Raw genomic sequence first — 24,098 nt, 5'->3', positions numbered from 1 at the left:
CGCCGGAATTTTGCAATAATTCCGGCCCGGAAAAATTCAATTTTTCCGATCCGTTTTCCGTGCCGGAAAACGGCATGATGAAAGAGCGGGGACGCGGATGGGCGGCTATATTCTGAAACGACTGATCTCGGCCCTCCCGGTTCTGCTGGGCATTACGATCATCGTGTTTCTGATCATGTCGCTGATCCCCGGCGATCCGGCGACCGCGATCCTGGGCTCTTACGCGACCCCTGAGAATGTCGAAAAGCTGAACCGGGACCTCGGTTTGGACAAGCCCATGGTACAGCGGTATTTCATCTGGCTCGGCAACATGCTGACCGGGGATTTCGGACGCTCCTTCTCGCTCAACCGGCCCGTGCTCGACGAGGTGGTCGAGCGGTTCAATGCCACGCTGATTCTGGCCGGGACCTCGTTTGTCCTGTGCTCGGTCCTGGGCATTCTGGCCGGTGTCGTCTCGGCCGCCCGTCAATACGGGCTGGCCGACAAGGCAATCACCTTCGTGGTTCTAATCGGCATCTCGGTGCCGTCCTTCTTTCTGGGCATGATGATGATCCTTCTCTTCGCGGTAAACCTGCGCTGGCTGCCGGTCAGCGGCATGTACGCGATCTATGGCGGCGGTGACCTGCCCGACCTGGTAAACCACCTGATCATGCCCGCGCTGGCGCTGGCCGCTGTCGCCACCGGTGTGATCGCGAGGTTGTCGCGTTCGGCCATGCTCGAGGTCTTGCGGCAGGATTTCATCCGCACCGCCCGCGCCAAGGGCGTGCCCGAACGGCGGGTGATCATGGGACATGCGCTGCGCGCCGCGATGGTTTCCATCATCCCGGTTCTGGGTATCCAGGCCGGGTTCGTCCTGTCGGGCGCCGTCTATATCGAGATCGTGTTCCAATGGCCCGGTGTGGGGCGCATGCTGGTCGACGCGATCCTCAAGCGCGACCTCTTGCTGGTGCAGGGCGGTGTCGTCTTCGTCGCCGCCTGCTACGTGCTGTTCAACATTGCGGTCGACGTGGCGCAGAGCCTGCTGGACCCGAGGATCAAGACATGAGCGCGTTTCTCAAGCTTCTGTTCCGCAACCGGCTGGCGGCCATGGGTGCGGTGGTGCTGGTGGCGATCTTGTTCCTGGTGCTGATCACGCCGATCCTGCCCTTGCAGGACCCGGATGTGACCGCCACCGCCGACCGGTTCAAACGCCCCTTTACCGACGGCCACCTGCTGGGCACCGACCATCTGGGCCGCGACCTTCTCAGCCGCCTGCTGCATGGCACCCGGCTCAGCCTTGCCGTGGGCATCGCGGCGGCGCTGATCGCGGCCACCATCGGATCGGCCATCGGAATCATCGCGGGCTATTTCGGCGGGCGCACCGACAATATCATCATGCGTGGCGTCGATATGCTGATGGCTTTTCCCTATATCCTGCTGGCGCTTGCCATCGTCGCCGCCCTTGGCCCCGGGCTGATGAACGCGCTGATCGCGGTGGCGGCCGTCAATGTCCCTTTCTTCGCGCGCAACATCCGGGGCATTACCGTGGGCCTCGCAGGTCGCGAGTTCATAGATGCCGCCCGGCTGGCAGGTATGGGCCATGCAAGGATCATACTCACGGAGCTTCTGCCCAATGTCCTGCCGGTCATCATCATCGCCATGTCCACCACCGTGGGCTGGATGATCCTGGAGACCGCCGGGCTCAGCTTTCTCGGGCTGGGTTCGCAACCGCCGCAGGCCGATCTGGGCTCGATGCTGGGCGAGGCGCGCTCGGCGATGATCTCGCATCCGCATACCTCGATCGTGCCGGGAGTGATGATCTTTCTCATCGTCATGTCCGTCAACCTGCTGGGCGACGGGGTGCGCGACGCGCTGGACCCGCGGCTGCGGTCAGGCGCGCTCAGCCGCCCGCGCGCCACCACTCTGGTGGATCGCAAGGGTGACATCCCCGCCGCCACCGACGACCTGCTGGCCATTCAGAACCTGCAAACCGAGTTCCACGTGGGCAAACGCATCTATCGCGCCGTGGGCGGCGTGTCGCTGGCAGTGAAGCCTGGCGAGTGCCTGGGTGTGATCGGCGAAAGTGGTTCGGGCAAGTCGGTTACGGCTTTGTCCGTCATGGGGCTGGTCGCCTCGCCCCCCGGTGTGATCACCGGCGGCGCGGTGCGGTTTCAGGGCGAGGATCTGATTGGCGCGCCCTATGAAGCCCTGAGGCAAAAGCGCGGCGACCGGGTCGCCTATATCTTTCAGGATCCGCTCTCCACCCTGCATCCGCTGTACCGGATCGGACAGCAGCTGGCCGAGGCGATCCAGTCGCATCACCGGATATCGAAGGCCGACGCCCGCGCCCGCGCCATCCAGCTCTTGAAGGATGTGCGCATCCCCAATGCCGAGGCGCGGGTGGACAACTACCCGCACGAGATGTCGGGCGGCATGCGCCAGCGGGTAGGGATCGCCATGGCGCTGGCCAACGAACCGGATGTGATCATCGCCGATGAACCCACCACCGCGCTCGATGTGACCGTGCAGGCGCAGATCCTGTCGCTGCTGGATGATCTGCGCCGCGACCGGGGGCTGGCGATCGTGTTCATCACCCATGATTTCGGTGTCGTTGCGCAGCTCTGCGACCGGGTTGCGGTGATGTATGCGGGCCGCATCGTCGAAGAGGGGCCGACCCGGGCCGTGCTCGACGCGCCCGCCCATCCCTATTCGAAGCGGCTGATCGTCTGCGTGCCCGAACTGGGTGGCGGGCGGCGTGAACTGGCGGCCATTCCCGGCCTGCCGCCGGTGGTCGACAACCTGCCGGCCGGCTGCGCCTTTGCCCCGCGCTGTGACAAGGCACAGGACCGCTGCCGCAATGGCGAGATCGCACTTGCAGGCACTGCATCCCGCGCGGTCCGCTGTCTCTATCCAGAGGAGGCGATCTGATGACCGCGTTGAAGGTGCACAATCTGGCCAAGACCTTCCCGCTGGGAAAGCCCCTGTTCCGCCCCGCGCCGCCCGGCGTGCGCGCGGTGCGACCCATGAGCTTTGAGGTCGCCACCGGCGAAACCCTGGGCGTGGTGGGTGAATCCGGCTGCGGCAAATCCACCCTGGCGCGGATGCTGGTGGGGCTGCTGGACCCCACCGAGGGCCATATCGAGATCGAGGGGCGCGCGCTCGACAATGCGGACCCGGCGGTCTTTGGCAGGCTGATCCAGTACGTGTTTCAGGACCCGCAAAGTTCACTCAACCCGCGCAAGACCATTCGTCAGGTGATGGAAGCGCCTCTCAAGCGGTTGCACCGGATGCCGCGCCTCGAGCGGGACCAACGGATTCGCGAGATCTTTGCCTCGGTCAATCTGCGCGAAGAGTTCCTGGACCGCTACCCGCACGAGTTCTCGGGCGGGCAGGCGCAGCGGATCGGCATCGCGCGGGCGCTGGCCGCCAATCCGCGCATCATCATCCTGGACGAGCCGGTCTCGGCGCTGGATGTGTCGGTACAGGCGCAGGTGCTGAACCTGCTGGCCGAGCTGAAGGCCGAATTCGGATTGACCTATCTCTTCATCACGCATGACCTGGCCGTGGTCGAGGCGGTCAGCGACCGCATCATTGTGTTGTATTTCGGCGCCGTGGTCGAGATCGGCCGAGCCGAGAGCATCTTTGCAAACCCCCGCCATCCTTATACAAAACTGCTGGCGGACAGCGCGCCGGTGGTGGGCAAGCCCCTGAAGGCGCCGGAACAGAAAGGATCGGAACTGCCCGATCCGCTCAATCCACCGCCGGGATGCGCCTTTGCCGGGCGCTGTCCGCGCGCCACCGAGACCTGCCGCACGACGGTGCCGAAACTGACAGAAATGGGAGAGGATCAACTTGCCGCCTGCCACCACCCCCTCGAAGGCTGAACCCAGGCTCAGCCGCCCCGTGCAGGTCGCCGAGGCGATCAAGGACTGGGTGGTCGAACAGGGGTTGCAGGCCGGCGACCGGCTGCCGGGCGAGGCCGAGTTGATCGAGCGTTTCGGGATGGCCAAGGGTACCATCCGCGAGGCGATGCGCGTGCTCGAGGCACAGGGGCTGATCAAGACCCGCACCGGGCCCGGCGGCGGCAGTTTCGTGCACGAGGTGAGCCGGCAACGCGCCAAGGCGCTGCTGGGCAATTACTTCTATTTCAAGGACCTGACCATCGGCGACATCTATCAGCTGCGCCTGACGCTGGAGCCCGAGCTTGCCGCCTCGCTGGCGGGCAAGCTGTCCGACGAGGTTCTGGAAATGCTGGAACGCAACATCGCCTCGTATTCGGAACCGGCCACCTCGCTGGACGAGGAACGCCGTCAGCATGTCGCCTCGCTGCGCTTTCACGCCATCCTGGCCGAGCAGGCGGCAAACCCGCTGCTGGGCTTCATCATCGATTTCATGGTCAACCTGCTGAGCGACCTCACGGTCTATCGCCGCCTCTACTCACCGCCCAATATCGAGCTTTGGAAGCAGGGCCGTGATCACCAGCGGCAGTTGATCGAGGCATTGCGCAACGGCGAGGCCACACAGGCCAGGTCGATCATGTCGGATCACATGCAGACCGCCTGGACCCTGATGCGCCGGCAAGAGGTCGAGATGGAGAACCGGTTCATCTCGGAATAGGTCGTCCGGCGGGCCTGAACGGGTGGCCAGATGTATCATACCACGCCTTGACCGCCACCGCCGCCAGCGTGATGTCCTCGGCCCCACCCATGCCGCGATCGTCCAGCCCACCGGCCACCACCGTTACCTCGACCGTTCCAAAGGGGAGCGCCGCCGCCACCGCCTCGACATCCACCAGAGCGGGTTCGGGCACGCCGACCGTCACTTCGACCCTCATCCCCGACGGATGACCAAAGGTGTAAAACAGCGTCAGGGAACTGTGCCGGATGGCATCGGAAATGCCGCGCAGCGCCGCCTTGGTATAATCGTGCCCATGCACGTCGGCCCCCATGCCAAGTTCGCAGATCAGCGGTTTCATTGCGCCACCTCGACATCCCAGGACACGGTCACGATGGCATTGGCGATCAGCGTCGTCTGTCCCATCATCTCGACATCCAACCCGCCCTTGACGGCCTCGGCGCTGACACGGCCCACCGGCGCCTCGGCCTTGACGATTTCCAGATCGACCGCTTCAGGGCGGCCCACCCCGACGCGGATATCAACGATCATCTCGTCCAGCGGCAGATCGAACGCCGCGCCGGCGGTCAGAAAATTGCGATGCAGGGCATCATGAACCGCGCGGGCGGCGGCCTTGGTGTAATCCTGCCCCTTGAGATCCGTTCCCATGCCCATCTGAACGGCGAACTGGGTCTTTGGCATGATGATCTTCTCCTGTTGTTCCGTCACGATCTCTTGCTCACAACCTTTGTCCGTCGGCACCAAACAGATGCAGGCGGCGCATATCCAGACTGACGGTCTGCAAACTGTCCTCGCGCAGCGTCACCTGCCCCGGCACGCGAAGCTTGACGATCTGCCCCCCTGCCCGTGCGTTTACAATAGTGTAACCCCCCAGCGGCTCGACCGAACTGACGTGCACCTGGAACGAGGGGTTGCCCTCGGTCTCGCCCAGCCAGATATCCTCGGGGCGCACACCCAGGGTACCGGTTCCGCCCATCTGCGTCCGGCCAACGATCGTGACATCGCGCGCCAGAACCTCGCTCTGGAAATGCAGCCCGTCCTCGGAAAATGCGCCATGAAAGAAGTTCATCGGCGGTGACCCGATGACCTCGGCCACGGCTAGCGAACCGGGTTCGTCATACACCTCGTCCGGGGTGCCGATCTGGGCAATCCTGCCATCAATAATCACCGCCACGCGGTCCGAAATGGCCATCACCTCTTCCTCGTCATGGCTGACATAGACAAAGGTCTGGTTGTTCTCGCGTTGCAGGCGCTTCAGCTCGACGCGCATCTCCTCGCGCAGGCGGGCATCGAGCGCGGCGATGGGTTCATCCAGCAGCATTGCCCGGCTCTGCGCGGCAAACGCGCGGCCCAGCGCGATGCGCTGGCGTTCGCCCCCCGACATCTGCGCGGGATTCTTGTGCAGGATATGGCTGACGTGAAGAACCTCGGAAACAAGATCGAGCCTTTCCGATATCTCCGCCTCCGAGGCGCCGCGCTCCTTCAGCGGAAAGATGATGTTCTCGCGCCCGGTCATATGCGGGAACAGGGCAAGGTTCTGGAACACCATCGAGATGCCACGTGCGGACACGTCCAGATCCGCCGCGTCGCGCCCGGCAAGCTCGACTCGCCCCTCATCCGGTTTCAAAAGACCCAGCATCAGCTTCAGGATCGAAGTCTTGCCAGTCGATGGCGGCCCGAAAATGCCAAAGAACTCGCCCTGCTCGACCGTCAGGTCGATCGGCCCCAATGTGAATTCGGGATAGCGTTTGACCGCCTCGGTTATCTTGATCGCTTCCATTTCACACCCCTCCCAGCCTACGACCCGTTTCGATGTCAAAGGCCATGCTCTTGTCAGACGGCAGATAGAACAGCACCTCGTCGCCGACGCTAAGCCGGTCCAGATCGTCAAAGGCGAGGAACATGGTTTCCTGCACCTGAAGGTAGGCCAGCCGCTTGGGCCCTACCCGTTCCAAAACTTCGACCTTGCCATGCATGGGGATGTCGTCGCCGTTGCGTTTCTCGCCGAAATAGATGTCTTGCGGGCGCACCCCGAACGAACCGCCATGCACGCCGGATGCTCCGGTGAAATCGGCCCGCACCTTGCCCGCCAGCGGAATTTCCGCGCCGCCATGCAGCATCAGCCGCAATTGCCCGCGTTCATCGCGCAGTTCGCCATCGACCAGGTTCATCCGGGGGCTGCCGACGAAATTCGCGACAAAGCGGTTCTGGGGATCGTTGTAGATATCCAGCGGCGCGCCGTATTGCATCAGCCTGCCCTGGTCGATGATGGCGATCTTGTCGGCCAGGCTCATCGCCTCGATCTGGTCATGGGTGACATAGATCATCGTCTGGCCGAACTCGTGCTGAAGCACCTTCAGTTCGGCCCGCATATAGGCGCGGAACCCGGCATCGAGATTGGACAGCGGTTCGTCCAGCAGAAAGATCCGCGGCTCGACAATGGCCGAGCGCCCGATCGCCAGTTTCTGCATCTCGTTCACCGAGAGGCTGGAGGCCGGTTGATCCAGCCGGTGCGCGATGCTCATCCGGTCGGCCATGGCCCGGACCCGGCGTTCGATCTCGGGTTTGGCGACCTTCTTGACCTCAAGCCCATAGGACAGGTTCCGGTAGACGCTCAGATGGGTGAAGATCGCGTAGTTCTGAAAAACGAAACCAATGTTGCGGTCCTGAATGCGCAGGCCGGACAGGTCCTGCCCGTCGAACAGGATCTGGCCCTGGCTCGGGTCTTCCAGCCCGGCGATCATGTTCATCGTGGTTGTCTTGCCGCAGCCCGACGGCCCCAACAGGGCCACGAACTCCCCCTCCTCGATGTCGATGGACAGGTCGCGCACGGCGGTGAAATCGCCGAACCGCTTGGTCACGTTCTTTATCTGGATGGATGACATGCCCTTACCCCTGTTTCCTGGCCATGTAGGCAAGACCCTTGGCGGCGATGACGGACAGCACAAACAGGATGGTCAGGCCGATCGCGGCCACATAGGACCATTCCAGTTCGCCGAAGGTCTGTTTGTAGAGAAAGACCGAGATGGTTTCGGTCTGCACGCCCGGCCCGCCCTTGGTCATGATGAAGACAAGATCGAAGATCTTGAAACACTCGACCGCGCGCAGCACCAGCGCGATGATGATGACGGTTTTCATCCGCGGCAGGATGATCTTGACGAAGTTCTGCCAGTTCGACCCGCCCAACAGGCGCGCCGCAAGAAGCTGATCGGACGGCACCCCCAGCATGCCTGCAAGCAGGATCAGGAACATCAGCGGGGTCCATTGCCAGATATCTGCAATGATCACCGAGATCATCGCCCGGTTCACATCCGTCAGCCACGAGAAATCAGCCGGAAGGCCCAGATGGGCGTTGACCGGCCCGGTGCCCTGGAACAGCAGAAAGAACATCAGCCCCACGACCGCCGGCACGATCATCATCGGAGTCAGCATGATCGAATAGAACAGCTTGCGCCCCGGAAAACTGTCGATGAACAGATAGGCCAGCGCCATACCCAGAAAGAACTGGGCCGGGACCGCCACGATCATGATCAGCGCGGTGCGCCAGAGCGCGCCCCAGAACCGCGGATCAGTGAGCAGGAACCAATAGTTTTCGCCCCAGTTGAATATCTCCCAGGCACGGTACCAGGGGATGCCCTCCAGTGGCGTCCACCAGGTGATGCTCAGATACAGCTGCATGAACAGTGGGAAAACCACAATGAACAAGAGCAGCAGGAAAGTGGGCAGGATGAACCAGAAGCCCATCTTGTTGCCGTCGCGCGCCACGTGTTGCCAGTAGCCGCGCCTTTGGGCGGTGTTGGTTTGATCGGTCATTGTTTCAGTGCTCCGAAGGTCAGGCCACGCACCAGGTGTTTCTGGATCATCAGGCCGAATACGACTGGCGGAATGGCGGCGATGACGCCCAGCGCGGCCTTCATCCCGTACATCTGCCCGCCCATCGCCGAGGTCAGCGTGGCCATGTAGACCGGCAGCGTCACCCATTCCTTCTGCGTCAGGAGAAGCGCCAGCAGGTAATCGGACCAGTTCAGGATGAAGACGAAGAGCGCACAGGTCGCCAGCCCCGGTTTCACGATCGGCAGGGTGATACGGTAGAACACCCGCCAATAGGAGCAGCCCGACACGCGCGCCGCATCCTCGATTTCAACCGGCACCTCCTCGAAGAAGGTCTTCATCAGCCAGAAGGCAAAGGGCAGTGTCACGATGCCATAGATCAAGGACAGCCCCCACCAGGTGTCGACCGCGCCGATAAAGGCCCACATCACCATGACGGGGATCATGACGGCCAGTGGCGGAAACAGGCGCAATTGCAGCACCGAAAGCGGCAGCGATTGCGCCAGCCCGAACCGCACCACCGCATAAGAGGACAGCGTCCCGCAGACCACCGCCAGCAATGTGCCGCAGATCGAGGTCACAAGGCTGGCGATCAGCGGTCCGACGATGGTGCGGTCCAGGCTGACGACCAGACCCTCGGCCTCGCCATAGAAGATGAACTCGAAATTTTGCCAGGTCGGCTCTTTGGGCAACCATGTCAGGCCGGCGACGGTGGTCCATTCCGGATAGGGTTTGAAGGCCATCGTGACCATCCAGAGCAGTGGATAGAGCACGACCGCACAGGCCAGCAGGACAAGAAGGTACTTCAGCGCCAAGGCGCCGGGGGACGGTTTCATAGGATTCTCCCAGAATTTGCGCAGGGTGCCGGGGGCAAGACCTGCCGCCCCCGGCACGCCGGCGGATCAGGCCGGATCGACGATGCTGGGCCAGGTGGCCCGGCTGGCCTTGATGGCGTCGACGATACCGTTGCGTTTCTGGCGCTTGATGATCCGTTCCCACTTGGACTGTGCCGCATCCATCGCTTCGCGGGCGGATTTCTGCCCGGTAATGGCGGCCTGGATCTCTTCGTCCAGCGCGTTGTCCAGTGCGGTCTGGCCGGCAAAGTTGATCGACGGGACCGAGCGCGCGATGGTCTGCGGGATCGTTTCCATCGCATAGGGGTGATAGGTCGAAGCGACCAGCGGTTCCTTGAAATTGGCCTGCTGCATCGGATCGAAATAGCCGCCCGGATTGCCCGCCATCCAGGTATAGGTGCGGGTCGAGCTGAGCCATTGCAGGAACAGATAGACCGCCTCGGGATGCTGCGACTGCGACGAGATCCAGGCCGTGATGTGGTAATACAGAACCGACCGGCGGTTCAGCTGGTCGCCAAAGCGGCGCCCCACCGGCAAGTGGCTGCCGATCATGCCCGTCGCCTTGGATTTGGCGGTGCCGTCGGCGTTGTACCCGTCACCGAATTTCACCAGGTTGGTGTAGATCGCCGTATGCGGGATCTGCAGGTTCCACATGGTGGCATAGGCCTCGGCCCAGGTGAAGGTCAGCGCATCGGGCGGACACCATTCGAAAGAGCGCACATGCTCCTCGGCGCACTGGATGCCCAGATCGCTGTTCAGGTTCGGGTTCCCGTCCTCGTCAAAGAAATGGTAGTTCGGGAAATCCATCGAGGCAAAACGCGCATAGAAGGTGGCCAGGCCCCAGAACGGGCTCATCAGGTTGCCGTTGCCATACATCGGACCATTGCCGAAATCCTTGCCGGTGAAGAATTTCGATATGCGATCCACCTCTTCCCATGTGTCGGGCGTCTTCAGCGCGACGCCGGTTTCGGACAGGAAGGCATCCTGTACACGCGGATCCTCGTACAGCCCTTTCAGGTAGAACCAAGTCTGGAAATCGCCGTCCAGCGAGAAGGAGTAATAGTCCCCCGCATAGGTATAAAGCAGCTTTTCCATTTCCGGCGTCGGTGTACCGCGCTCGGGGTCAGCCCAGTCGGGTTGGTACTTGGCCACGAAGTCCGAGCAGTTCACCGCCCCGCCCGACGAAACCAGATCACCGGTCGAATTCCACGGGCCGGTATAGATGTCGAAGGTGCCGCCACCGGTGGTCACATCCTGCATCACCTTCTTGAAGATATCTTCGGCCGGGGCGCCGATGATGTCGATCTCGATCCCGGTCTCGCGCTCCCAGACCTCCTTGGCCGAAGGCGCGCCTTCGGGGAACGGGTTGGTGATCTGGCCGATGGCGCCATCGGTCAGCAGCATCGAGATCTTGGTAGGCGCATTGCCCGCAGCCTGAAGCGCCTTGATCCCCTCGATCGCCCGGCCTTCGGACATGGTGTTGTTGTACTGGAACCGTTCCGCCCCGTCGAAACCGGTCGGCCCACCGGTCATGCCCGCGGCAAAGCCATTGGCAAAGGACGGCGACGCGATGAACGACCCCAACCCGCCCAAACCTGCCGCAGCCACGGCGGCAGACGAATTTTGCAGGAATGCCCGACGCGTCGGGTGCGTCAGGCTGTGTGAATTGATTTTCATTGTGTCCTCCCTGTTCGGCATTCGGTTATTGCCAAAGGGAGTTAAGCAACGAGCGTGCCAGTTCCTGAAAAAGTCAGAAAACCACGGCACAAGCCATTGTTATTGAGAGATTATCTGCTCGGGAAGATCCTCGGCACCGACCATGCCATCATTGCTCAGCGCCAGACAGAGTTCGAACACGCTGATCATTTCGCGGATGTTTCCGGGCCAGTCATAGCTCATCAGCGCCTCTTCCGCCGCCCTGGAGAAGCGCATCGGCACCCCATCCGAAACCAGTGCGGCGATCTGGCGGATGATCCAGGGCTTGTCGGTCCGGTCCCGCAAGGCCGGAATGCCCAGAACCACGCCGTTCAGCCGATAATAGAGATCCTGGCGGAACTGCCCGGCATCCACCAGGGACTTGAGCTTGCGATGTGAGGCGGAAATCACCCGGATATCCACCGGAACCGGCTTGGTCGCGCCGACGGGCATCACCTCTTTCTCGGCCAGCACCCGCAGCAGACGCGCCTGCAACACCAGCGGCATGTCACCGATCTCGTCCAGAAACAGCGTGCCGCCGTTGGCCTGTTCGATCAGGCCCTTCTTGCCCTTGGCATGGGCACCGGTAAAGGAATTGGGCGCATAGCCGAACAACTCGCTTTCGATCAGGGCCTCGGGCAAGGCCGCGCAGTTGATCGCGATGAAGGGCCCCTTCTTCTTGCGCGAGGCGTGCAGGGCCTTGGCCACGTATTCCTTGCCGACACCGGTCTCGCCCTCAAGGATGATGCTGATTTGCTTGTCGACGATCCTCGCCGCCTTTTCGGCAAGGCCCCGCATGACGCGGTCACCGCCATGGATCGCGGCCAGCGGTTCAGGCAAGGCGGAGCGCGACGGCGCGCGCTCTCGGCGTTGCGGCGCCTGCACATCGGCAAAAATGACCTGGCCGTCAGACAGTTCCAGCGCCTGTTCGCCCGGCGTCTCGGCCCCGATCAGACAAGGTATATCGTTGAAATCAAATTCAAAAATTTCCTCAAACGGTTTCCCGATGAAACATTGCGGGTTCGGTTTTTCCTGTCCCTGTATCTGGCCGAACAACTTGTGCGCGCCATGGGTCAGGCCCGAAATCGTTCCATCCGGCGCCACCGAAATCGCGCAGCTGGGATCGACCCCCAGGAATTCGGAAGTGCGGTTCAGACGCAGGATCCAGTCCGAGCGGCGCGAACTCATCAGGTTGGCCAGTTCGATGCGGCGCACACAGGACTTGACGACTTCCAAAGTCAGGGCCTGGCTGTATTTCTCGGTGGGCGACATCAGCAAAGACACATCCAGCGCGCCGATCAGCGACCCGTCCGAATGATAGATCGGCGCGGCGGTACAGCTAAGCGGCGTATGCGCCATGTCGAAATGGTCGGTCTGGTGAATGACGATCGCCTCGCCCGATGTCAGGCAGGCGCCGACGCCGCAGGTGCCGGCATTCTCTTCGCTCCACTCGGACCCGATATAGAGGCCCGCGCGTTTCAATTCTCGGTCGACCTTTTCGTCGCCGATGAAATCCACCGTCACGCCCTTGGCATTCACCAACAGCAGGACATAGCCCATCGAGTTGACGCGGCGATAGAGGTCCTCCATCCCGAACCGCGCGATCGACATCAGATCCTCGGCTTCCTGCTGGTGCTGGCGCAGGACGTTCTCGGGGAGAATGCGCGCCTCGCCCTTGTGTTCAGGGTCGAGATTGTAGTCGTTCAGACAGCGCAGCCAGGATTGCACAACCTCGGGGTCGCGCGAGGTCTGTTTGCCTTCGGCGGCGGAAACGATTTCCTGCACATGGCGCGCAAAAGCGATTGACTGATCCATGACGGCGCCCCTCCCAAAGCGTCGGCTCTGGCACCGGCTTGCGCTGGGGCGCTGCCGGTGACAGGCCCGAAACTATCAATAAACAAAGGGCAAAGCGAGTCTTTTGAGGTCGTAGAACCGATACCGACGGGCCGCCGCCGCAGGGCAGACGGCCCAGTCGGGCGATCACCTCATAGCGCGGCGAGCACGTTGGCCGAACCGCTGACCGTCACCCCGCCCGCGTCGGGTTCGACCGCCATCCAGACCACGTCGCCATCGCGGATCACCGCCGCATAGCGCTGCGTGCGCAGGCCCAGCCCCAGATCCGTCAGATCAAGGATCTGTCCCAACGCACGGGTAAAGCCCAGACCACCATCGGCCACGAACTGCACCGCATCGGGCGGTTGCATCCGGTCCGCCCAGGCCTTGACCACAAAGAAGTCGCTGGTGGCAAGAATGATGATCTCGTCCACCCCGGCCGCACCAAAGGCCTGCGCGTCGCGCAGATAGCCCGGCACATGATCGTCCGAACAGGTCGGCGTGAATGCCCCGGGAACCCCAACCAGCACAACGGTTTTCCCCGCCGAGCGGGCGGCGAGATCGATCTGTCCGACCTCTCCGCCCGAAAGCTGCTGCACGGGGATCGATGGCAGTCTCCTTGCTGTGTTCATATCATCCTCGGCAAAGGCCAGAATATCGTCAAAGCTGATCAAAGGCGTCCAGGGCCTTTGCCGCGTAGACGGTGCCCGGCCCCCCCGACATCTCGATGGCAACCGCCAGAACCTCGATCAGCGTGTCGCGATCGGCCCCGTGGGACTTGGCCTCGTTGACATGGTATAGGATGCAATCCTCGCATCCCCGGGCCGCGGCAACGGCAACCGCGATCATCTCTTTCATCGCTGTCGACACCTGGCCCTCGCGCACCGCCGTATCGCTGAGGGTCTTGAAGGCCATCATGGTTTTCTGATCGGCCTTGAACAGACCCATCAGCCGTTTGTTGGCATGTGCCAACTTCTCTTTTTGTGCACTCATTCGGAAGCCTTTCGGGAAGATTGGAGGCCCGCCCGGCATAGAGGAGTCCGGGCGGGCACGGGTGGGTCAGAGATGATCGAAGATCAACTCATTGACCCGGGAGGCGTTTTCCATCTGGACCATGTGGCCCGTGCCCTCGACAACGGTGACGCGGGCACCGGGGATGGAGTTGGCGTGAGTTTGCGGGATCACCGCGTCCTCGGCGCCCCAGATCACCTGGACCGGGCCGCTGAAGCCGGACAGGCCCGCGGCGATCCCGGCGGCTTGCCGGCCGTCGGCAAAGAGGTTGCCCCTCAGCGCCTCAAGAAAGCTTTGCACCCCGTCCAGACGCTTGTATTTCAGCAGGTCGTCGACCATCGCGCGGCTGACCAGGCTCTGGTCGGCAAAGAGGTCCTTGAGCACCGGTTTCAGATCGCGACGGCTGGCGGCCCCGACAAAGCCATCGATATAGCCGGCGTTGATCTCGTCTCCCAGACCGGCGGAACAGATCAGGCTGAGCGAGGCGACACGGCCCGGATAGTCGATCGCCACCTGCCCCGAGACCAGCCCGCCCATCGAATGGCCGACCAGATGGGCGGTTTCGATGTTCAGATGGTCCATCAGTTGCACCACCGCATCGACCATCGTGTCAAGGCCCGGATTGTCCACCGCCTTGACCGACTGTCCATGTCCCGGCAGGTCCAGCGCATGCACCGGCGCCTTTTCGGCCAGCGCGTCGATGTTGAACAGCCAGTTGTCCAGATCGCCGCCGAAGCCGTGGATCAGGATGACCGGCACGCCCTCGCCCTCGCGCGTTGTGTACCGGATGCGCCCGACGGCCAGGTCGGCGAATTCATGCGCCGGGCCGGTGTCTTCATCCTCTTCCACAACCGGCATCTCGAAAGCGTCGACATAGGCGTCAACCTCGGCATCCGATACCTCGGCCGGAGCCAGAACCCCCAAGAGCGCGCGCACCGGATAGACCTCGCCCGCCTGACCGACGCGGCGCCGCAGGAGGCCGCCATCGGCGGCCTCCACGACATTCGCAATCTTGTCGGTCTCGACATCCATGATCTCGTCGCCGGGACTGATCTCGGTGCCTTCCTCGACATGCCAGGCCGCAAGGGTGCCCTCCCGCATGGAAAGGCCCCATTTGGGCATGAGGATCGGTGTGATCAGATCGCTCATCCCCTCAGGCCCCCATGGTCTTGCGCACCGCCGCCGCGATCCGGTCGGGCGACGGGATGTAGAGGTCTTCAAGCGCGGGCGAGAAAGGCACCGGCGCATGGGGCGCGGTGACCATTTCGATCGGTGCCTTCAGGGCCTTGAACGCGTCCTGCGCCACGCTGGCCGAAACATCGGCGGCGATGGAACAGCGCGGGTTGGCCTCGTCCACACAGATCAGGCGGCCGGTATTCTCGACGCTTTCGATCACCGTATCCATGTCGATGGGGCTAAGCGTGCGCAGGTCGATCACCTCGACGTCGATGCCTTCCTTCTTCAGCGTCTCGGCGGCGGCCAGCGAATTCGGCACCATCAGCCCATAGGTCACGATGGTCACATCGCTGCCCTCGCGCGCGATATTGGCCTCGCCGAAGGGGATGGCATAGGGCTCTTCGGGAACGTCGCATTCCGACGCGTAAAGGTTCTTGTGCTCAAGGAAGATCACCGGATCGTTGTCGCGGATCGCCTGGATCAAGAGGCCCTTGGTGTCATAGGCGTTCGACGGGCAGACGACCTTGAGACCCGGGATATGGGTGAAGATCGGGGTCAGCATCTGGCTGTGCTGGGCCGCCGCGCGGAACCCCGCACCGCACATCGCACGGATCACCACCGGCGTTTCCGCCTTGCCGCCGAACATGTAGCGGAACTTTGCCGCCTGGTTGTAGATCTGGTCCAGGCAGACGCCCATGAAGTCGATGAACATCAGTTCCGCCACAGGGCGCAGGCCGCAGGTCGCCGCACCGATGGCCGCGCCGACATAGGCGCTTTCGGAAAGCGGCGTGTCGATCATCTGCTTGGGATGCTTGTGATACAGCCCCTTGGACACCCCCAGAACGCCGCCCCAGGCGTCATCCTCGCCCGCCGCACCGGCGCCGCCGACGATATCCTCGCCCATCATGATCACTGTGGGATCGCGGGTCATCTCCTGATCCAGCGCCTCGTTGATCGCGTCTTTCATGCTCAATGTACGTGCCATTTCTCTCTCCTTTCTCGTGTCAACGCGTGTCAGTAGGACACGTACACATCGGTGGTCAGTTCGGCGGGGGTGGGCAGCGGGGCGGCCTTGGCCTCGGCCACGGCGTCCTCGATCAGGGTCATGACCTCGGCGTCGATGGCGTCCATCTCGGCATCCGTCAGAACACCGGCCTCGGTCACCTTGGCGCGGAAGATCTTGAGGCAGTCGCGGTTCTTGCGGTTGTCCTCGTTCTCGCCTGGCGCGCGGTAGGTCTGGGCGTCGCCCTCGAAATGGCCGAAGAAACGGATCATCTTGCATTCCAGCAGGGTCGGCCCGCCGCCTTCGCGGGCGCGCTTCACCACCTCGCCCGCCGCTTCGTAGACTGCAAAGAAGTCGGTGCCGTCGACGGTGATGCCCGGCATGCCGAAACCGGTCGCGCGGTCGACATAGCTGTCGGACGCGACGGCGTAGTCGACCGAGGTCGATTCCGCATAACCGTTGTTTTCCACGACAAAGATCGCTGGCAGGTTCCAGATCGCGGCGAGGTTCATCGATTCCAGCACCGTGCCCTGGTTCGACGCGCCGTCGCCGAAAAACGTGATGCCCACGCCGTCATGGCCGAGCTTCTGCGCTGCCAGCGCGGCACCACAGACCAGCGGCGCACCGGCGCCGAGGATGCCGTTCGCACCCATCATGCCCTTGGACAGGTCGGCGATATGCATCGATCCGCCCTTGCCCGCGCAGGACCCGGTCGCCTTGCCGTAGATTTCGGCCATCATGCCCTTGACGTCCACGCCCTTGGCGATGCAGTGGCCATGGCCCCGGTGGGTCGAGGCGATGCGATCATGATCCTGCAGATGCATCATGATACCGACGCCTGCGGCCTCTTCGCCCGCGTAAAGGTGGACAAAGCCCGGAATGTCGCCCCGGCCGAAATCGACATGCAGACGTTCTTCGAATTCGCGGATCGTCTTCATCCGGCGATAGGCTTCAAGAAGCCCGTCTTTTTCCAGTGGGAACGGGTTGCTCATGAGATCCTCCCTTATGGCTGAGCAGTACGCAGCGTCTCGGACGCTGCGCGGGTGAGAAGCCCGTGCCGGGCCGCGTAGGCCATGCAATCGGGCACGTTGACAGTGCGAAAGGCGTCGGTCTGGAGACGGATGCTGACATCGCAAGTCTCGCTGAAGGTCAGTTCGCGTTCGCCATCGAGCGCGAAGGACCCTGCCGACACACTGGGCAGATAGACGGTATCGGGCAGAATGCGTTCGACGCCGCCGATGCCGACCTCTTCGATCAGGCCCGGCGCGATGGGCGCTGTCAGCCGGGTCTTGGCCGTCTCCAGCGGCATCAGACGCACGCGCCTGCCCTCGGGTGTCTGCCGGTCGAGCGGCGCCAATAGCCCGATGATCGACGACATGCCGATCCCGTCGGGCCGACCGAAGGTGACGAAAAGGTCGCGGAAATTCGCTGTTTTCCAGATTGCCCGCGCCCCGATGAAGCGTTCGGACACCACGGCCACATCGACCAGTGCGATCTCGCGCTGCTCGTTGACGCGCACCTCCAGTCGCTTGTTATAGGAATAGGCGTATTCGCAAGGCACCTGCCCGGTGACCGCCAGCCCTACCGCCAGGCCGGTGATCGTTGGTTCGCGCAGCTCGGGGAAGGCATTGTTGGTGCCGGTCGACACCCCGGCCACCGGCGTGTTGCCACAGCGCGAGACAACGACACGGTTGGTGCCGTCGCCCCCCAGCACGACAATTGCACCAACCCCCTGATCATGCATCTGCCGCGCCGCCTCGGCGCTGTCGTCAGAGGTGCAGGTCACCGGCATGTCCAGATAGCTGACACGCGGAAACCGCAGATGCCCCAGCCGCGCTTCACGACCGATGGTCCGCATCAACTGGGTGCGGATGCCGCCGTTCTCGGGCATGATCACGACCTCTTCGACGCCGGTGGCCATAAGCCCGGTCAGCATGCGAAGCACGATATTGGCCCGGTCGTTGATCGGCAGATTGCCCGCATGGCTGACGATCCGCCGGATGTCGCGGGCCGAAACGGGGTTGGCGATGATGCCGACTTTGGTCATGGGGGCGGTCTCCTTTCGCTACTCACAAGCAACGATCGTGCCAAACCGGGCAAACAGGCTTTGACTAAGCGGGGTGAGCGGGCCAAGCTGCCCCGATCCCTTGCATCCGGAACGGAATGGCGCACGCGATGCGGCAACTGCAACGCCAGACACAGACCCAGAAACTCGCCCTGACCCAGGCGATGCGCGGTTCGCTGGCCTTGCTGGCAATGGATGCCGAAGAGGTTCTGGACACCATCCGGCGCGAGCAAAGCCGCAACGGTTTTCTGCGGGCCTCTTTGCCGACCCTGTCGACCGGCGGCGTCGGCGCGGTGCGCCCCGATATCGCCCAGCGCGACAGCGCAACCGACGATCTGCTGCGGCAGGTGTCGCTTGTTCGCCTGTCGCCCCGGCAGACCCTGTTGGCGCAGGAACTGGTGCACAGCCTCGACGATCGCGGGTTCCTGCCCGATAGCCCCGCCGAGACCGCCGGATACCTGCGGTGCAGCCTGGCCGAGCTGGACGCGCTGGTGCCGGTCCTTCAGGCGGCGGTTGAGCCTGCCGGTGTCTTTGCCTGGTCGCTTGCCGACAGCTTTCGGCTGCAACTGCTGGCCCGGAACCGGTTCGACCCGCTGATCGAACGGTTACTCGACAGGCTCGACCTGATCGCGCGTCAGGATATCGACGCCATCTGCATCGCCTGCGATGTCGATCGCGAGGACGCCATCGACATGCTCGATGACATTCGCGCCCTGAACCCGGCGCCGCTGGCCCGGCAACCCGATACCCTGCCCGCGCCGGGCGAAGCCGAGCTGATCTTTACCTGCGATAGCGACGGCCAGTGCACGGCGGCGCTGAACGAGGCGGCCCTGCCGCAGCTTCTGACCGATGACGCCCTGTTCTCAGCCACGATGGCGGTGGAAACAGATGCCGGCGCGCAAAGCTATTACCGCGACTGCTATCGCGGTGCGGCCAACATGGTGCAGGCGATGCAGAAACGGGCCAATACCCTGCTGGCCGCGGGGCAGAGCATTGCCGCGCGTCAGACCAAGTTCATCCGGACCGGACGGACGCGCGACCGGTTGCCGCTGACCATGGCCCGGCTTGCCGAAGAGGTTGGCGTCAACAAGAGCACGATCAGCCGGGCATTGGCCAATTGCGGTATCCGGACCGATCTGGGCGTGTTTCCCGCGGCGCATTTCCTCGCGCGCCCGGTCAGTGAGGACGCCCCCGACCGGACTCGCGAACAGGTTCTGCAACGGCTTCAGATTCTGATCCGGTCCGAGGACCATCGCTCGCCGCTGTCAGACGAGGAACTGGCCCGTCAACTGAGCCGGGCGCGACTGGTGGTTTCACGTAGGACCGTTGCCAAATACCGGAAAATGCTCGATATCCCCGGCGCCTATGCACGCAGGCGGGGGGCCCCGTCATGAGCGTGACTGGCCGCGCAATCTGAGCTCATGCGCAGGCAGCCAACCCATGCGCCGCCTGCCCGGCCCATCGCGCCAAAGCGCCGGGTTCGGGTGGCAACCGGGTGGCAAGCCCCCCGGCGAAATCCTCGAACGCGGCCCGGTTCAGATCGTTCAGCCCGACAAGAACCGGGATGTCCAGCGCCAGCGCCTCGGCGATCACCGCGCGAAACCCGCGCCCCTCGGCCTCGTGCTTGCCGAACTTGTTGACGATCACAAGGTCGGTCGCGGGGGTCAGCCGGGCAGTCACCCACCCCACCGCGGTTTCGAGCGCCTCGGGATCGAGGCGGCAGCCGCGTGCCGACGGGCCCAGGTTCTGGCTGATCCGCAGCACCGGGCCATCCGGCAGGACCTTCACATCCATGTCGCAGGGCCCCGCGTCGGGCCGGTCGGTGTTGATCTGCACGGTGCCGGCCAGCCGCAGCCCCCGGCCAATCAGATCACTGGCCAGCCGGTCGAGGATCAGGTCGGTATCGCCGCGTCCCGGCGCCATCGTATAGGCGAGTTTCATGTCTCGAACCTCAGATATCACTAAACGGAAGGAATTCGACCAGCGCCCCGGCGGGCAGCCGGTCGCAATCGGCGGGCAGGAAGATCAGGCCATCGCAGGCCGGCAAGCCACCGACGCGCCCCGAATGGGTGGCGCTCTCGAACCCTGCAACCTCGCGCCCCTCGGCATCGAACCCGATCAGGGCGGCAGGCCGCAGTTCGCAGCGGCCCGGTTTGCGGCGGATGGGCTCGGCGATGACCACCTGGCGCCGCGTGTCGCGCGCGGCACTCTCCCCGATCAGGCGACGGATCAGCGCGACGCCAAACACCTGCCATGTGACCAGCGCCGACAGCGGATTGCCCGGCAGGCCCAGCCACTTACAAGGACCAAGGCTGCCGAAAGAGACCGGCTTGCCGGGCTTGATCGCCACCCCGCTGAAATGCAGTTCGGCACCCAGCGCGTCGAGTGCAGGTTTCACGTGGTCCTCTTCGCCAACCGAGATACCCCCGGTGGTCACGATCAGATCGACCTCGGCCGCCATCGCGGCCAGACGATGCGCCAGCGCCGCACGCTGGTCGGGCGCCCGCTCGACATGGACAAGCGCGACGCCCGCGCGACCCAGTGCCGCGCCGAGCATCGGTGTATTCACGTCCCAGATCGCCGCTGCGTCGCGCGCCGCGCCGGCGTCTCTGACCTCGTCGCCAGTTACCAACAGCGCCACGCGCAGGGCGCGGCGCAATGTGACCTGACCGGCCCCGGCGGCGGCGCAGGCCGCGATCTCGCGCGGGCCCAGCCTGGTTCCTGCCCGAACGGCGATCTGGCCCGGCACCATGTCGTCACCCGCGCGGCGGATGTTGAGACCGGGGTCGGGGCGCCTCTGAAAGGTGACGGTGTCGCCGCTCAGGCACGCGTCTTCCTGACGGATCACCGCATCGGCCCCATCCGGGACCGGCGCCCCGGTAAAGATCCGCGCGGCCCCCGCCCCCCCGACCGGGGCCGGAACGGCCCCCGCCGGGATCCGGTCGCTCACCGGAAAGGTCCACGGCCCCTGCCCCGTGAAGGCCCGCGTCTGCACCGCATAGCCGTCCATCGCCGAATTGTCGAAAGGCGGGGTCTGCACAGAGGCGACGACCGGTTCCGCCAGCACCCGGCCAGCGGCCCGCATCAGCGGCGCCGTTTCCGTATCCGCGACCGGGGCCGCGTGTTCCGCAATCCGTTCCAGCGCCGCGTCGATGCTGATCAGAGACGCCAGATGCCCGGGCGCGTCACAACCGCAGCCCTGTGTTTCGATCTTTCCCAAAACGGTCATTCTGCGACCTGCCTTTCAAAATGGCCCGGCCCGATCGAGCAATCGAGATTGCGCAATCGCCCGTCCTTGAGCCCATAGATCAGCCCGTGCACGCGGATACTCTCCCTGCGCCCCCAGGCTCTCTGCATGATCGATGTCTCGGACACCCGCCGGACACCTTCGATGACGTTCAATTCGGCCAGCTTGTCCCGGCGCGCGTCGATATCGTCGCAGCGCGCCAGATCGACCGCATAGGCCCGGGCCAGCCGCCGGATCGGTTCCAGCCAGTGTTCGGCCAGCCCCTGCGCCATGTCCTCGGTCGCGGCCTTGACCCCGCCACAGCCATAGTGCCCGCACACGATGATCTCGCGCACCTTCAAGGCCTCGACCGCGAACTCCAGCGCCGAAAGCAGGTTCATGTCGCTGGAATGGACCACATTCGCGACATTGCGGTGCACGAATACCTCTCCGGGATCGAGCCCCGCGACCACATTGGCGGGAACGCGGCTGTCCGAACAGCCGATCCAGAAGAATTCCGGGGCCTGCTGCGCGGCCAGCCGGGCGAAATAGCCCGGATCCTCGGCATCTCGCGCCTGTGCCCACAGGCTGTTGCGGTCGATGAGGTCATTCAGCATCGGTTTTGTCCTTCAAACGATCGAGACCGCGTCGCTGCATCATCCGCAGCCTGAGTGTCTCGATATCGCGGGCCGTCAGGCGCAGCCGGGCAAAGGGCAGGATGATCGCGTTTTCCAGGATCAGGTGCCGGCGGGCATGGGCGGCAAACCGTGCGAACCCGCTGCGCGTTTCCTCCGAAAGCGCGCTTTCGCCCGCGCTCAATTGCTCCAGATCGGCGATCACGCGCGGGGTGTCGTCATCTGCATGGCGATGGTCCGAGGTAAGTCGCGCGATTGCCCTGTCGATCTCGTCCTCGGGCTGGCAGCGGCGGAGAAGCAAGGGAAAGAGGTCCTCTTCCTCGTCCGCCAGATGCAGCGGCAGCTCGTCGCGCAGAAACTCCAGAATGGTCTCTGCCATGCCCCTATCCGGGGCCTGGGCCCCGGCGAGTGCGTCGAGCTGCGCGCAGATCTCCCTTTCGCGCAAGTGCTCCTCGTGGATGAAATCCAGCGGGTCTTCGAGAAGCGCCGGATTGATCGGAGCGAGACAGTCGCCTCTCTTCAACTCGCGCGAAGGGGTCTTCATGGGCCCGCCCTCCCGGCGGCTAGACCGATCGGAGGTCCGCCCCGGAGATCTCGGCGGACGCGACCAGTCGGTTGACGAAAGCGCGGGCCTCGCAGGCCCAGGACGCCTTCTCCATGGCGTCCGAAATCTTCTGACGCACCGCGTCGAAGGGCAGTACGGCCCCCTCGGCCACCGCGTCCATCCGGACGATGTGCCAGCCATGGCGGGTCAGCACCGGGGCACTGGTGATCTCGCCTTCGGCCAGTTTGCGCAGTACCGCCTCGAACTCCGGCACCGTGTCACCCGGACCCAATTGTCCCAGCGCGCCGCCCGAGCTTCTGGAGCCGCAATCGCTGTGTTCGGCGGCAAGCTTGGCAAAGCCGCGCGGGTTGCTCCTTGCCTTTTCCGCCATGCTGATGGCCCTTGCCTGTGCCCGTTCGCTTGCGGTCTTGTCCCGCGGGTCACAGGCACACAGGATATGCGACACTTCCCACAGCGGCGGGGCACGAAAGCGCGACGGATCACGCGCCCATTCGGCGCGCAGATCGTCCTCGGAAGGTGGCGCCACTTGGACTGCGGTGTCGAGAAGGCCCCGGATCAGGGCCTCCTCGTCGGTCTCGAAACGCCCCGGCCCCACTTCGGCAGGCTCGGCCCGCAGGCCACGGCGCCGCGCCTCCTGCAACAGCAGCGTGCGCATCGCGACCGCATTCGCGGCCTTGCGCCAGGCGATGCCGGGCTTGCCCTTGGGAGCGTCGTGGTTCTGAGTCTCGGCGGCGACGGCCGCGTGTGGCACGGTCTCGCCGTTGACGACCAGATCGGGGAACAATGCGTGAGCCATCTGCCTACTCCGCCGGACGGCGCACCGAGGCACCGGCGGCTCCGGGCGCGACGACCCGGCGCGCGGGGCTTGCCGGACCGTTGCGTTCCGGCAAGGGCGCGCTGCGACGCGACCGGACGATCTGATAGCCCGGACGTTTCAGCAGATAGCGGAACGGTGCGGCAAAGCCCGAAACGATATGCACGAGGCGGGTGAAGGGGAACACCATGATGATCAGCAGCCCCAGGAACAGGTGCAGCTTGAACACCAGCGCCACGCCCGCGATATAGCCCGCCGCGCCGCTGTCAAAGGTGAAGATCCCCTGCGCCCAGGACATGAACTTGACCATCTCGTGACCGTCCAGATGCCCGAGCGAGACAAAGATGGTGCCAAGCCCCAGCACCAGCTGCGCCAGCAGCATGGCCAGGATCGCGATGTCCCAGTTGCTCGAGGTCTGGCGGATGCGCGGATCGGTCCAGCGGCGGTGGAACAGCATCCCGCCACCGGCAAGCGCCATCACGCCAGCGATGCCACCGGCAACCACGGCCAGCGTCTGCTTGGCCCCGTGGCTGATCCCGAGGATGTCGAATACCCAGATCGGGGTGAGCAGGCCGACCAGGTGACCGAAGAAGATCACCAGCACGCCGACATGAAAGAGGACCGATCCGATCACCAGCTGCTTGCGGCGCAAGAGCTGCGAGGAAGAGGATTTCCAGGTGAAGGGGTCGCGCTCATAACGGGCAATGGTGCCCATGATCCCGACGCCCAGGGCGATGTAGGGAAAAATCCCGAAGAGGAAGTTGTGCATCTGTCAT

General features: G+C 63.9%; 25 protein-coding genes. 5 read left to right on the top strand and 20 right to left on the bottom strand.

Annotated features, from left to right (window positions below):
* Nucleotides 1-97: 97 nt before the first annotated feature.
* From AC2FL1_RS03720 to AC2FL1_RS03705, 4 genes are read left to right on the top strand one after another with little or no spacing between them, the layout of a single operon-like run.
* Nucleotides 98-1,045 carry an ABC transporter permease gene (locus AC2FL1_RS03720; RefSeq protein WP_496827759.1) on the top strand — a complete coding sequence of 316 codons (948 nt, stop codon included), beginning with the start codon at nt 98-100 and terminating at the stop codon, nt 1,043-1,045.
* Nucleotides 1,042-2,907 (top strand): dipeptide/oligopeptide/nickel ABC transporter permease/ATP-binding protein, encoded by a 1,866-nt coding sequence (locus AC2FL1_RS03715; RefSeq protein WP_496876017.1) that lies wholly within the window; start codon nt 1,042-1,044, stop codon nt 2,905-2,907. The genes AC2FL1_RS03720 and AC2FL1_RS03715 overlap by 4 nt, the downstream gene beginning before the upstream one ends.
* The gene (locus tag AC2FL1_RS03710) at nt 2,904-3,863 is read left to right on the top strand and encodes an ABC transporter ATP-binding protein (RefSeq protein WP_496876024.1); all 960 of its coding nucleotides are present in this window, start codon (nt 2,904-2,906) and stop codon (nt 3,861-3,863) included. Before AC2FL1_RS03715 ends, AC2FL1_RS03710 begins: the two co-directional genes overlap by 4 nt.
* Nucleotides 3,832-4,596 carry a FadR/GntR family transcriptional regulator gene (locus AC2FL1_RS03705; protein ID WP_496827755.1) on the top strand — a complete coding sequence of 255 codons (765 nt, stop codon included), beginning with the start codon at nt 3,832-3,834 and terminating at the stop codon, nt 4,594-4,596. Before AC2FL1_RS03710 ends, AC2FL1_RS03705 begins: the two co-directional genes overlap by 32 nt.
* Here the strand turns inward: AC2FL1_RS03705 and AC2FL1_RS03700 are convergent.
* The 14 genes from AC2FL1_RS03700 to AC2FL1_RS03635 form a co-directional block, all read right to left on the bottom strand.
* The gene (locus AC2FL1_RS03700) at nt 4,583-4,954 is read right to left on the bottom strand and encodes a Lin0512 family protein (RefSeq protein ID WP_234170995.1); all 372 of its coding nucleotides are present in this window, start codon (nt 4,952-4,954) and stop codon (nt 4,583-4,585) included. The two genes, AC2FL1_RS03705 and AC2FL1_RS03700, sit on opposite strands and share 14 nt — an antisense overlap.
* Nucleotides 4,951-5,295, bottom strand: a complete 345-nt coding sequence (locus tag AC2FL1_RS03695) for a Lin0512 family protein (protein ID WP_496827751.1) — start codon at nt 5,293-5,295, stop codon at nt 4,951-4,953. Before AC2FL1_RS03695 ends, AC2FL1_RS03700 begins: the two co-directional genes overlap by 4 nt.
* A 37-nt stretch (nt 5,296-5,332) precedes the next feature.
* Complete coding sequence (locus AC2FL1_RS03690; RefSeq protein ID WP_496876016.1) at nt 5,333-6,394, bottom strand: ABC transporter ATP-binding protein; 1,062 nt, start codon at nt 6,392-6,394, stop codon at nt 5,333-5,335.
* Nucleotide 6,395: 1 nt separating this feature from the next.
* Complete coding sequence (locus tag AC2FL1_RS03685; protein ID WP_496876015.1) at nt 6,396-7,499, bottom strand: ABC transporter ATP-binding protein; 1,104 nt, start codon at nt 7,497-7,499, stop codon at nt 6,396-6,398.
* Between the two features lie 4 nt (nt 7,500-7,503).
* A complete protein-coding gene (locus AC2FL1_RS03680) occupies nt 7,504-8,427 on the bottom strand; it encodes a carbohydrate ABC transporter permease (RefSeq protein WP_496876014.1) in 924 nt (307 codons plus the stop codon).
* Nucleotides 8,424-9,281 carry a carbohydrate ABC transporter permease gene (locus AC2FL1_RS03675; RefSeq protein WP_496827743.1) on the bottom strand — a complete coding sequence of 286 codons (858 nt, stop codon included), beginning with the start codon at nt 9,279-9,281 and terminating at the stop codon, nt 8,424-8,426. The genes AC2FL1_RS03680 and AC2FL1_RS03675 overlap by 4 nt, the downstream gene beginning before the upstream one ends.
* A gap of 66 nt (nt 9,282-9,347) precedes the next feature.
* Nucleotides 9,348-10,976, bottom strand: a complete 1,629-nt coding sequence (locus tag AC2FL1_RS03670) for an ABC transporter substrate-binding protein (RefSeq protein ID WP_496876013.1) — start codon at nt 10,974-10,976, stop codon at nt 9,348-9,350.
* A 99-nt stretch (nt 10,977-11,075) separates the two neighbouring features.
* On the bottom strand, nt 11,076-12,809 hold the full coding sequence (locus AC2FL1_RS03665; RefSeq protein WP_496827739.1) for a sigma-54-dependent Fis family transcriptional regulator: 1,734 nt from the start codon (nt 12,807-12,809) through the stop codon (nt 11,076-11,078).
* Between the two features lie 170 nt (nt 12,810-12,979).
* Nucleotides 12,980-13,501 carry a peroxiredoxin family protein gene (locus AC2FL1_RS03660; protein ID WP_496876012.1) on the bottom strand — a complete coding sequence of 174 codons (522 nt, stop codon included), beginning with the start codon at nt 13,499-13,501 and terminating at the stop codon, nt 12,980-12,982.
* Nucleotides 13,488-13,820, bottom strand: coding sequence for a carboxymuconolactone decarboxylase family protein (locus AC2FL1_RS03655; RefSeq protein WP_496876011.1), 333 nt, complete (start codon nt 13,818-13,820; stop codon nt 13,488-13,490). The genes AC2FL1_RS03660 and AC2FL1_RS03655 overlap by 14 nt, the downstream gene beginning before the upstream one ends.
* Before the next feature lie 66 nt (nt 13,821-13,886).
* Entirely contained in the window at nt 13,887-14,987 is a 1,101-nt protein-coding gene (locus AC2FL1_RS03650) for an acetoin dehydrogenase dihydrolipoyllysine-residue acetyltransferase subunit (RefSeq protein ID WP_496876010.1), read from the bottom strand.
* Between the two features lie 4 nt (nt 14,988-14,991).
* Nucleotides 14,992-15,999 carry an alpha-ketoacid dehydrogenase subunit beta gene (locus AC2FL1_RS03645; RefSeq protein WP_496876009.1) on the bottom strand — a complete coding sequence of 336 codons (1,008 nt, stop codon included), beginning with the start codon at nt 15,997-15,999 and terminating at the stop codon, nt 14,992-14,994.
* A gap of 29 nt (nt 16,000-16,028) precedes the next feature.
* A complete protein-coding gene (locus tag AC2FL1_RS03640; RefSeq protein WP_234145503.1) occupies nt 16,029-17,009 on the bottom strand; it encodes a thiamine pyrophosphate-dependent dehydrogenase E1 component subunit alpha in 981 nt (326 codons plus the stop codon).
* A gap of 11 nt (nt 17,010-17,020) precedes the next feature.
* Nucleotides 17,021-18,064: an ATP-NAD kinase family protein gene (locus AC2FL1_RS03635; RefSeq protein ID WP_496876008.1), complete on the bottom strand. Its 1,044-nt coding sequence runs from the start codon at nt 18,062-18,064 to the stop codon at nt 17,021-17,023.
* Nucleotides 18,065-18,180: 116 nt separating this feature from the next.
* Here AC2FL1_RS03635 and AC2FL1_RS03630 point away from each other — a divergent pair, with 116 nt between their 5' ends.
* Nucleotides 18,181-19,476, top strand: a complete 1,296-nt coding sequence (locus AC2FL1_RS03630; RefSeq protein ID WP_496827729.1) for an RNA polymerase factor sigma-54 — start codon at nt 18,181-18,183, stop codon at nt 19,474-19,476.
* Between the two features lie 25 nt (nt 19,477-19,501).
* Here the strand turns inward: AC2FL1_RS03630 and AC2FL1_RS03625 are convergent, their stop codons facing one another.
* From AC2FL1_RS03625 to narI, 6 genes are read right to left on the bottom strand one after another with little or no spacing between them, the layout of a single operon-like run.
* A complete protein-coding gene (locus AC2FL1_RS03625; protein WP_496876007.1) occupies nt 19,502-20,023 on the bottom strand; it encodes a DUF2478 domain-containing protein in 522 nt (173 codons plus the stop codon).
* Between the two features lie 10 nt (nt 20,024-20,033).
* Nucleotides 20,034-21,311, bottom strand: a complete 1,278-nt coding sequence (locus tag AC2FL1_RS03620) for a molybdopterin molybdotransferase MoeA (protein WP_496876006.1) — start codon at nt 21,309-21,311, stop codon at nt 20,034-20,036.
* On the bottom strand, nt 21,308-21,925 hold the full coding sequence (locus AC2FL1_RS03615; RefSeq protein WP_496876005.1) for a carbonic anhydrase: 618 nt from the start codon (nt 21,923-21,925) through the stop codon (nt 21,308-21,310). Before AC2FL1_RS03615 ends, AC2FL1_RS03620 begins: the two co-directional genes overlap by 4 nt.
* Nucleotides 21,915-22,487 (bottom strand): hemerythrin domain-containing protein, encoded by a 573-nt coding sequence (locus AC2FL1_RS03610; RefSeq protein ID WP_496876004.1) that lies wholly within the window; start codon nt 22,485-22,487, stop codon nt 21,915-21,917. Before AC2FL1_RS03610 ends, AC2FL1_RS03615 begins: the two co-directional genes overlap by 11 nt.
* Nucleotides 22,488-22,506: 19 nt before the next feature.
* Nucleotides 22,507-23,304: a peptidylprolyl isomerase gene (locus AC2FL1_RS03605; RefSeq protein WP_496876003.1), complete on the bottom strand. Its 798-nt coding sequence runs from the start codon at nt 23,302-23,304 to the stop codon at nt 22,507-22,509.
* Between the two features lie 4 nt (nt 23,305-23,308).
* Nucleotides 23,309-24,091: a respiratory nitrate reductase subunit gamma gene (gene narI, locus AC2FL1_RS03600; RefSeq protein ID WP_496827717.1), complete on the bottom strand. Its 783-nt coding sequence runs from the start codon at nt 24,089-24,091 to the stop codon at nt 23,309-23,311.
* Between the last annotated feature and the right edge of the window lie 7 nt (nt 24,092-24,098).

The sequence above is a fragment of the Ruegeria sp. YKSF070 genome (assembly GCF_059612725.1).
This window is presented reverse-complemented; position numbering and strand designations above follow the sequence as displayed.

Bases quoted from the DNA above. Each gene is read 5' to 3' on its own strand.
- AC2FL1_RS03630 (WP_496827729.1), top strand. From the start codon at position 18,181: ATGGCGCACGCGATGCGGCAACTGCAACGCCAGACACAGACCCAGAAA.
- AC2FL1_RS03620 (WP_496876006.1), bottom strand. From the start codon at position 21,311: ATGACCGTTTTGGGAAAGATCGAAACACAGGGCTGCGGTTGTGACGCG.
- AC2FL1_RS03665 (WP_496827739.1), bottom strand. From the start codon at position 12,809: ATGGATCAGTCAATCGCTTTTGCGCGCCATGTGCAGGAAATCGTTTCC.
- AC2FL1_RS03650 (WP_496876010.1), bottom strand. From the start codon at position 14,987: ATGAGCGATCTGATCACACCGATCCTCATGCCCAAATGGGGCCTTTCC.
- AC2FL1_RS03615 (WP_496876005.1), bottom strand. From the start codon at position 21,925: ATGCTGAATGACCTCATCGACCGCAACAGCCTGTGGGCACAGGCGCGA.
- AC2FL1_RS03720 (WP_496827759.1), top strand. From the start codon at position 98: ATGGGCGGCTATATTCTGAAACGACTGATCTCGGCCCTCCCGGTTCTG.
- AC2FL1_RS03685 (WP_496876015.1), bottom strand. From the start codon at position 7,499: ATGTCATCCATCCAGATAAAGAACGTGACCAAGCGGTTCGGCGATTTC.
- AC2FL1_RS03655 (WP_496876011.1), bottom strand. From the start codon at position 13,820: ATGAGTGCACAAAAAGAGAAGTTGGCACATGCCAACAAACGGCTGATG.
- AC2FL1_RS03625 (WP_496876007.1), bottom strand. From the start codon at position 20,023: ATGAAACTCGCCTATACGATGGCGCCGGGACGCGGCGATACCGACCTG.
- AC2FL1_RS03715 (WP_496876017.1), top strand. From the start codon at position 1,042: ATGAGCGCGTTTCTCAAGCTTCTGTTCCGCAACCGGCTGGCGGCCATG.
- AC2FL1_RS03695 (WP_496827751.1), bottom strand. From the start codon at position 5,295: ATGCCAAAGACCCAGTTCGCCGTTCAGATGGGCATGGGAACGGATCTC.
- AC2FL1_RS03635 (WP_496876008.1), bottom strand. From the start codon at position 18,064: ATGACCAAAGTCGGCATCATCGCCAACCCCGTTTCGGCCCGCGACATC.
- AC2FL1_RS03680 (WP_496876014.1), bottom strand. From the start codon at position 8,427: ATGACCGATCAAACCAACACCGCCCAAAGGCGCGGCTACTGGCAACAC.
- AC2FL1_RS03605 (WP_496876003.1), bottom strand. From the start codon at position 23,304: ATGGCTCACGCATTGTTCCCCGATCTGGTCGTCAACGGCGAGACCGTG.
- AC2FL1_RS03610 (WP_496876004.1), bottom strand. From the start codon at position 22,487: ATGAAGACCCCTTCGCGCGAGTTGAAGAGAGGCGACTGTCTCGCTCCG.
- AC2FL1_RS03645 (WP_496876009.1), bottom strand. From the start codon at position 15,999: ATGGCACGTACATTGAGCATGAAAGACGCGATCAACGAGGCGCTGGAT.
- narI (WP_496827717.1), bottom strand. From the start codon at position 24,091: ATGCACAACTTCCTCTTCGGGATTTTTCCCTACATCGCCCTGGGCGTC.
- AC2FL1_RS03700 (WP_234170995.1), bottom strand. From the start codon at position 4,954: ATGAAACCGCTGATCTGCGAACTTGGCATGGGGGCCGACGTGCATGGG.
- AC2FL1_RS03670 (WP_496876013.1), bottom strand. From the start codon at position 10,976: ATGAAAATCAATTCACACAGCCTGACGCACCCGACGCGTCGGGCATTC.
- AC2FL1_RS03675 (WP_496827743.1), bottom strand. From the start codon at position 9,281: ATGAAACCGTCCCCCGGCGCCTTGGCGCTGAAGTACCTTCTTGTCCTG.
- AC2FL1_RS03690 (WP_496876016.1), bottom strand. From the start codon at position 6,394: ATGGAAGCGATCAAGATAACCGAGGCGGTCAAACGCTATCCCGAATTC.
- AC2FL1_RS03640 (WP_234145503.1), bottom strand. From the start codon at position 17,009: ATGAGCAACCCGTTCCCACTGGAAAAAGACGGGCTTCTTGAAGCCTAT.